The organism is Robertmurraya siralis (assembly GCF_005502275.1).
Classification (GTDB): Bacteria; Bacillota; Bacilli; order Bacillales; family Cytobacillaceae; genus Robertmurraya; species Robertmurraya siralis.
Map to the genome: position 1 here is coordinate 1 of NZ_SWLZ01000062.1, position 1,350 is coordinate 1,350.

General features: G+C 35.2%; 3 protein-coding genes. All 3 read left to right on the forward strand.

Going from position 1 to position 1,350, the window contains the following annotated elements; genetic code table 11:
* Positions 1-54: 54 nt before the first annotated feature.
* Complete coding sequence (locus FCJ93_RS24685; RefSeq protein WP_137744933.1) at positions 55-267, forward strand: helix-turn-helix domain-containing protein; 213 nt, start codon at positions 55-57, stop codon at positions 265-267.
* 146 nt (positions 268-413) lie between these two features.
* The gene (locus FCJ93_RS24690) at positions 414-617 is read left to right on the forward strand and encodes a transposase (protein ID WP_137744934.1); all 204 of its coding nucleotides are present in this window, start codon (positions 414-416) and stop codon (positions 615-617) included.
* A partial coding sequence (locus FCJ93_RS24695) for an IS3 family transposase (RefSeq protein ID WP_137744935.1) occupies positions 581-1,350 on the forward strand: 770 nt, incomplete at its 3' end. The genes FCJ93_RS24690 and FCJ93_RS24695, both read left to right, overlap by 37 nt.

Consider the following 1,350-nt stretch of genomic DNA (forward strand, 5'->3'; position numbering starts at 1 on the left):
GGTACTGCACCCCAGAAGTTAGAGTTAAAAATCTAACCTCTGGGGTGTTTTTGTATGGCGAAGTATAGTGAAGAATTTAAATTAAAAATTGTAATGGAATATCTAAGGGGCAAACTAGGATATTACTTATTAGCCCAAAAATATGGTATTCCTGCTGAATCTCAAGTCAGAAGATGGGTTCGTGCTTATAAAGAATTTGGAGAAGACGGACTACGTAGGAAGCATTCTAAACAAGTTTATTCTGTCAAATTTAAGTTAGATGTATGAAACTTTATGAAACACACAGGTGCTTCTTACCAAGATACTGCGATTATCTTTAAGATGAACAATCCTTCATTGATTACCCATTGGTACAGAACCTTTTTGGAGCAAGGTATAGAAGGCCGCAGGATAAAGTGAAAGGGCGGCCTTCTATGTCTAAAAATCAGAAAGCAAAATTACCAAAACAAGAAAAAGAGTTATCTCGTGAAAAACGATTAGAACGAGAAAATGAACTTCTACGTTTAGAGAATGCCTATTTAAAAAAGTTAAAAGCTTTTCAAGAAAATCCGAATGCCTCCCTCGAAAAGCACAAACAGCGTTGGCATTCGAACTCAAAGAAGAAGGATTCAAATTAAAAGATGTTTTAGAAATAGTGGGGATTCCAGAGGCAACTTATCATTACCATGTGAAGCAACTACAGAAAGAAGATCCAGATAGAGAATGGAAGGAAATAATTACTGAAATTTTTCAAAAGCACGAGGGTAGATACGGGTATCGTCGCATTTGTTTAGAGTTAAGAGGTCAAGGTTATATCATTAACCATAAAAAAGTTCAACGAATAATGAGTGAACTAGGGTTGAAATGTGTAAAATTCACACGTAAATCTCGTTATCAATCGTATAAAGGCACGATTGGTAAAGTAGCCAAAAACCGCTTGAATCGTAGATTTAATACATCTATCCGTCTCCAAAAACTAGTAACAGATGTGACCGAATTCAAATGTACTGAAAATCAGAAACTATATTTAAGTCCCATTATGGATTTATACAACGGCGAAATTATATCTTTTGGTCTATCTAACAGACCAACATTAGACTTCGTTCTAGAGCCATTAATTGAAGCATTAGGAACCATTACAAATGAAGCAGAATATCGCACCACCATTCATTCGGATCAAGGTTGGCATTATCAACATAAGACTTGGGTAAAAACATTAAAGAAAAATAAAATCTTTCAAAGCATGTCTCGAAAAGCAACCTGTGCGGATAATGCGGCAATGGAAAATTTCTTTGGGGTCCTCAAGCAAGAGATGTATTATGGAGAAGAATTAGTATCTTATGAAGAGCTAAAAAAACAAATTGTTGAGTA

Coding starts and splice junctions, on each gene's coding strand:
- FCJ93_RS24690 (WP_137744934.1), top strand. CDS start 414: ATGTCTAAAAATCAGAAAGCAAAATTACCAAAACAAGAAAAAGAGTTA.
- FCJ93_RS24685 (WP_137744933.1), top strand. CDS start 55: ATGGCGAAGTATAGTGAAGAATTTAAATTAAAAATTGTAATGGAATAT.